At 37.7% G+C, this 4,864-nt stretch carries 4 protein-coding genes and 1 tRNA gene; 3 read left to right on the top strand and 2 right to left on the bottom strand.

Features of this window, described 5'->3' with window-relative positions:
* Positions 1-479 (bottom strand): hypothetical protein (locus JWP71_RS12625; RefSeq protein WP_299500505.1); only part of this gene is annotated, 479 nt, incomplete at its 3' end.
* 321 nt (positions 480-800) lie between these two features.
* Between JWP71_RS12625 and JWP71_RS12630 the strand changes: the two genes are divergently transcribed.
* Positions 801-1,535: a LytTR family DNA-binding domain-containing protein gene (locus tag JWP71_RS12630; protein WP_299500508.1), complete on the top strand. Its 735-nt coding sequence runs from the start codon at positions 801-803 to the stop codon at positions 1,533-1,535.
* A 268-nt stretch (positions 1,536-1,803) separates the two neighbouring features.
* Here the strand turns inward: JWP71_RS12630 and JWP71_RS12635 are convergent.
* Positions 1,804-1,877 (bottom strand) — tRNA-Asp (locus JWP71_RS12635).
* Positions 1,878-2,700: 823 nt separating this feature from the next.
* Between JWP71_RS12635 and JWP71_RS12640 the strand changes: the two genes are divergently transcribed.
* Together JWP71_RS12640 and JWP71_RS12645 are read left to right on the top strand one after the other, a co-directional pair.
* Positions 2,701-3,840 (top strand): acyl-CoA dehydrogenase, encoded by a 1,140-nt coding sequence (locus JWP71_RS12640; protein WP_299500511.1) that lies wholly within the window; start codon positions 2,701-2,703, stop codon positions 3,838-3,840.
* Positions 3,841-3,885: 45 nt separating this feature from the next.
* Positions 3,886-4,864: TlpA disulfide reductase family protein (locus JWP71_RS12645; protein ID WP_299500514.1), on the top strand; the 979-nt coding region annotated here is incomplete at its 3' end.

Raw genomic sequence — 4,864 nt, forward strand, 5'->3', positions numbered from 1 at the left:
TTTATTTTATCTAAGACATCCATAGCACCATCTACTACTCTTAACACAAAAAATTGTTCGGCATCTTCAATATTAACAATCCATGCACTTTTTTCTCTAATGTCTATTTTAAGAGTGGAGGTAATTGCATAATCGAAATATTTACTTTTTACAATAGTTCTTATATCGGCAGGCATCTGCTTTTCGTTCCCAAAAGCCATATGATACACTAATTTGCCATTTTTTGTAAACAACGCTTTGTTTACCTGGTTATTCAGAATAAAATCTACCAAATAATTTTTATCAGACTGAAACCATTGAGGTTCTTCAGCGCCTTTATATAAACTGGCGAACGACTCTGATATTTTTTTTGATACCTCAATTTTAGTTGCTCCACCCGAAATAGTAACCTCTTTCAGTTGAACCTGAGCAGATGTACTGTTGACCCCAATTGCTAATATTAATCCGCCTAACAAAAAGGGAATAATTAATTTTTTCATGATGTCTTAATTTAAGTTTTTTAATAAAAGATTTAATATTAAGCGCAAAACTAAATCACTTTTGAGGGGTTAAATTATAGTAGGCATATATACAGGCAATCTGGATTTATACGACAAGATTATGTGGATAGAATACCCTATTAATAGGTAAACGCAGTTTATCCGTAGAAATAAGTTGTTGGTTTTACTTTTTGGGTTGTTTATCTAAATCAATGGCAGTCTGTAACTATCAATTAGTTAATGCGTCATATAGATGACTGTTTCTTTATTTACTTCCTTGTCTGAATATGCAATACAGAAATAGGATAAACTTATTAAAATATGCGGTGGAGATGTTTAATCATAGATGATGATCCAATTATTTTAAAGATAATTAAAAAGTGGTCCTCCATGGTGGAGCAGCTTGAAGTTGTGGCTGTATGCAACAGCGCTTTACAGTCAATGGAGATCATGAAAACAGAAAGGATAGATTTACTCTTTCTGGATATAGAGATGCCTGAATTATCAGGTATTAGCTTTCTAAGAACTTTACAAAATCCCCCCAAAGTAATTTTTATTACCGCTTATGCTGAATTTGCCGCCGAAGCTTTTGATTTAAATGCGGTGGATTTTTTACTAAAGCCCCTAAGTTTAGAGCGTTTTTTAAAAGCTGTTAATAAGGTGATTGATACCGGCAGTGCTCCTGTGGAAGGACTGAATATATCTGTGGAACGCGAATGGTTGTATCTTAAAGCAAACAGAAAAACAGTTAAGATTTTTTTGGACGAAATTGTTTATGTAGAAAGTGCTAAAGATTACATTAAGATTTACACGCAGCTTAATGCACCTTTAGTAATTAAGTGTTCTTTAACAGCATTTGAAGCAAAGTTGCCGCATAAATTATTTGCCCGGGTCCATCGGTCTTTTATTGTCGCAATTAACAGAATTACTGCCTTTACCAATTACGATGTTGAACTTGGTAAAATCGAAATACCATTAGGAAGACACTATTTGGCACAATGGAAAAGATTGTCAAAGACAAATAAAGTTTTAGTGAAACAGCCCATTTTGTTATAAAGCAGGGGAATATTGAATATTTCTATCAACCTTTTGCAATCCTCTTCGTATGTGTGTGCTTAGATTATGCCAATACCAGCAGGCTTGCACGAAGCTACAAAAGTAGATTTGGTTACATTGCCTTATAACTAATTTCGAAAAAACCAATGGTACCCTTTTAGATTAGTGAAAGTTGATTTTATTTTATTTGCTCTTTTTTTAAAAAGTCGCCTAAAATGGTTTAAAACGCAAAAAAGCCACACTTTTCAGTAAGGCTTTTTTGTTTTAGCGGAATGGACGGGACTCGAACCCGCGACCCCATGCGTGACAGGCATGTATTCTAACCAGCTGAACTACCACTCCGTTTGGGATGGCAAATATACCTTAGATTTTTCATTACACAAGCTATTTTTTAAAAAAACTACTAAATGGCGAATTATCAGCGATTTAACGATGTAACGGGTATTAATAATGTGGCTCAATAATAGTGTTGGTTTGTATAATATTAAATACAACCACTGTATACAATAGCAGATTGTTGGGTAATTTTTATATACAGTTTTAATATATTCCCCTGAAAAATCCTGATAATGAGACATCAAAGTAATAACAAACTTTCCGCAAAGTCTCTATGCGGATATCAATTTTACCTGATTCAAGCCGGGCTATATTTATGTTCGTATCAGAGTAAAATTTCTCTTGCGTAACCCGGTTTTGCCGTCTTAATCTTTTAATTTGCAACGAAACCTTCTTTTTGAAGGCATTGTCAGACGTATTAAGATATTCAAAATCGGTTAACAGCATAATATTGTGGTATTTTTTTAATCAATAGCTAAAAGTAAAAAATTAACTATTATGCCGCTAATTTAGTACATACTTCACAATTTTTTATTTTAAAATTCTGACGTATAAGTCATTGTTTGTGGCGCGTTATGGCAATACATTTGTTCTATGATTATCGGCCTTGCATGTAATCTATGAAAACATATACGGACATCTGCCTATGAAATTCGTTTTGTTTTAAATTCTCAGATACCCAAGCTGGGGTTTTTTGTTCTTTATTTTGGGTTTAATCAATAGTTTAAATTAATTAGGGGAAAGAGAGCTTCAAAAGAGCTCTCTTTTTTTATGGGAATTTTTTGCTATGCGTGCATAATAGTTTATATTTACTGTTCAGGGCTTATATATGTATTTTGAATTATCCGAAGAACATTTAATGATTCGTCAGGCGGCGCGCGATTTTGCACAAACAGAATTAAAGCCCGGCGTAATAGAACGTGATGAGCATCAAAAATTCCCAGCCGAGCAAGTGAGGAAGATGGGGGAATTGGGCTTTTTAGGCATGATGGTATCGCCCCAATATGGGGGTAGCGGTATGGATGCTATCTCCTACGTATTGGTTATGGAGGAGCTTTCCAAAATTGATGCCTCTGCATCGGTAATTGTCTCTGTAAATAATTCATTGATATGTTATGGATTAGAGAAATATGCCAATGAAGCGCAAAAGCAAAAATACCTAGTGCCATTAGCCAGAGGCGAAAAAATAGGAGCTTTCTGCCTATCAGAACCAGAAGCAGGATCGGACGCTACAGCGCTTACCACCACCGCTATTGATATGGGCGATTATTATTTGCTAAACGGTGTTAAAAACTGGATCACCAACGGTGGCACTGCATCAACTTACCTGGTAATGGCACAAACCAATCCCGCCAAACGCCATCACGGTATAAATACACTAATCGTAGAAAAAGGCATGGAAGGCTTTACTGTGGGGGCCAAAGAAAATAAAATGGGCATACGCGGCTCTGATACACATTCGCTGCATTTTAGTGATGTTAAGGTTCCTAAAGAGAACCGGATTGGCGAAGATGGTTTCGGGTTTAAGTTTGCTATGAATACGTTAGAGGGCGGACGCATAGGCATAGCCGCGCAGGCGTTGGGTATAGCCTCGGGCGCTTACGAGCTGGCGCTGAATTATGCCAAAGAACGTAAGGCGTTTGGCAAAACCCTGGCCGACTTACAGGCCACGCAATTTAAACTGGCAGACATGGCCACAGAAATTGAGGCCTCACGCTTATTATGTTTAAAGGCTGCCTGGCTAAAAGATAACGACAAACCCTACGCGCAGGCAAGCTCTATGGCTAAATTATACGCGTCGCAAACGGCCATGAAAACTACGGTTGAGGCGGTACAGATACACGGCGGATATGGCTTTGTAAAAGAGTACCACGTAGAACGCTTAATGCGTGATGCCAAAATTACCCAGATATACGAGGGAACTTCTGAAATTCAACGAATTGTCATATCCCGCGAGGTATTGAAATAACCGATTGATTTTATTTAGTTTTGGTAAACATCAATATTTGTCAAAATGAAAGCCAGATCGTTATTAGCTATATTCATACTTATCCTGTCGCTTCCCGTTATTGCGCGGCCTGCTCTTAAATCCGGCATATGGCGTGGCGTAACCAAAACCGCTATTGGTGTTGAAATCCCATTTAATTTTGAAGTAAGTAATGTTGGGGGGCATAGCCAACTGGCTGTGATTAATGGCGCCGAGCGCATTAAAGTAACTGATATTAAGTATAAAGGCGATTCTGTTTTTATACGCATGCCGCTATTTGATTCGGAATTTAGATTAAAGTTGGTAGCCGGTAACCTGGTTGGCAAATGGATAAAAAATTTAGGCGATAAATATGTGTCGATGGATTTTGTGGCTACACCAAACACACCCTGGCGCTTTAGGACCCCGCAAAAACCGGCGTTTAATATTACAGGCAGATGGGCCGTTCCGTTTGGCGAGGGCGATAAAAAAGATATGACCGTTGGCGAGTTTAAACAGGTTGGCTCAAAACTAACCGGTACATTTTTATCAACCACCGGTGATTACAGGTATTTAGAAGGAGTGGTATCGGGCAACGAGTTGTTTTTATCATGCTTTGATGGCGGACATGATTATTTGTTTACGGCAACCATCAACCAAAATAAAATAACTGGTGGCAAGTTGTATGCGGGCCTTACCAGTATAGACCACTGGACAGGCATTAAAGATGAAAATGCCAAATTACCTGATGCTTATTCACTTACTGCACTAAAGCCCGGCTATAAAAAATTGGCTTTTACATTTAAAGATGTAAAAGGCAACAAGGTTTCGCTTACCGATAGCCGCTTTAAAAACAAAGTTGTTATTGTACAGATATTGGGTTCATGGTGCCCTAACTGCATGGACGAGACGGCTTACTTAATTAATTATGATAAAAAATATCATTCAAAAGGCGTGGAAGTAGTTGGGTTGGCTTATGAGCGCACTACCGACTTTGCCAAATCGCGAAGAACAGTGCAGCAGTTAA

This window comes from Mucilaginibacter sp. (assembly GCF_028287845.1).
Lineage (GTDB): Bacteria > Bacteroidota > Bacteroidia > Sphingobacteriales > Sphingobacteriaceae > Mucilaginibacter.